General features: G+C 24.7%; 3 protein-coding genes. 1 reads left to right on the top strand and 2 read right to left on the bottom strand.

Annotated elements, in window-relative coordinates:
• The first annotated feature begins 154 nt into the window (after positions 1 to 154).
• The gene (locus tag G3997_RS03365) at positions 155 to 520 is read left to right on the top strand and encodes a hypothetical protein (RefSeq protein WP_296648095.1); all 366 of its coding nucleotides are present in this window, start codon (positions 155 to 157) and stop codon (positions 518 to 520) included.
• A gap of 73 nt (positions 521 to 593) precedes the next feature.
• Here G3997_RS03365 and G3997_RS03360 read toward each other — a convergent pair whose 3' ends face one another.
• Positions 594 to 812: a hypothetical protein gene (locus G3997_RS03360; RefSeq protein ID WP_296648092.1), complete on the bottom strand. Its 219-nt coding sequence runs from the start codon at positions 810 to 812 to the stop codon at positions 594 to 596.
• A gap of 153 nt (positions 813 to 965) precedes the next feature.
• The gene (locus tag G3997_RS03355; protein ID WP_296648090.1) at positions 966 to 1,157 is read right to left on the bottom strand and encodes a hypothetical protein; all 192 of its coding nucleotides are present in this window, start codon (positions 1,155 to 1,157) and stop codon (positions 966 to 968) included.
• Positions 1,158 to 1,201: the final 44 nt, after the last annotated feature.

Below are 1,201 nucleotides of genomic sequence, written 5' to 3'. Positions count from 1 at the left end.
AATAAGAAAAAGGGCTTTTTCATTATTTRATWSTATAAAARYATATGAGGGAATAAYTCTAGAAAATAAATATAATAAGAAACAAAGAATTTTTCTTGTACATGGTCATCAAGGAGATTTGATTAATGATAGACTATGGAAGCTAGGTAGATTTTTGGTTCGCTATATATGGAAGCCACTAGAGATATGGGGATTTAATGACCCTACAAGAGCAGCTAAAAATTATAAAAAGAAAAATAAAATAGAACAAAAATTGATTAAATGGTCAAAAGAAAATAAAACAATGTTAATTTCAGGTCATACTCATAGACCTAGTTTTTCTAACTTAAATGAAGATATGTATTTTAATTCAGGGAGTTGTATACATCCAACAGCTATTACAGCTATAGARATTGAAGGTGGTTGTATTAGTTTAGTAAAATGGAGTGTTATGGTTAGAGATGATAGTAGTATATATGTAGGAAAAGAAGTTTTAAAAGGACCAATAAAATTAGAAAATTACTTTACAAAAAATATGTAGTTATGTATTGGATAATCTATATATTTCTAAAATAGATGAAAAAAGTATTATCATAAGTTATGATAATACTTTTTTATTCACTAAATATTTCATATATTCCCATAAAACCTTCTGCTATTAGAAGTTTACCATCATTACCTTTTTGCAAATGAAATCCTCTTCCTCCTTGGTCAACTGTATAACCTTCTGATTCCATATAATTTGTAAAATCTTCATATGATTTACTTATATATCTTAGCGGTTTATCTGAAATTTTCTCTACTTTTTCTCGACCGATAGATATTTGTACCAATCCTTTTAGTCCAACAAATGGATTTAGTATTTTARAAGAATAAGATATAGTCCCTNNNNATATTTTACTTTAAAGCCGTTATTTTATGTTATAATAATTAACTAAAAAAGCATGTACATTAATTTAAAATTGTACATGCTTTTTTAGTTTAATTTATCTATGCTTTAAATACACTTTATATAATTTAATTTCTTCATTTTCTCTAACTAATACTTCATATTCATTGTAATGTGCATTGTATGGCTTAGTAAATTTACACTCTAACACATATTCATTATCTTCTAGTTCTAATAATTCTATATCTTTTAAAAATTTTCTATCTAATAATTCTTTTAATCTMTCCATAAGTATCCCCCTTTAACTAAGATATATATGTTTATATTAATACA

The sequence above is a fragment of the Romboutsia sp. 13368 genome, assembly GCF_018336475.1.
Lineage (GTDB): Bacteria > Bacillota > Clostridia > Peptostreptococcales > Peptostreptococcaceae > Romboutsia.
The sequence above is the reverse complement of the archived record's forward strand: the minus strand, read 5'-3'. Positions and strand labels throughout refer to the sequence as shown.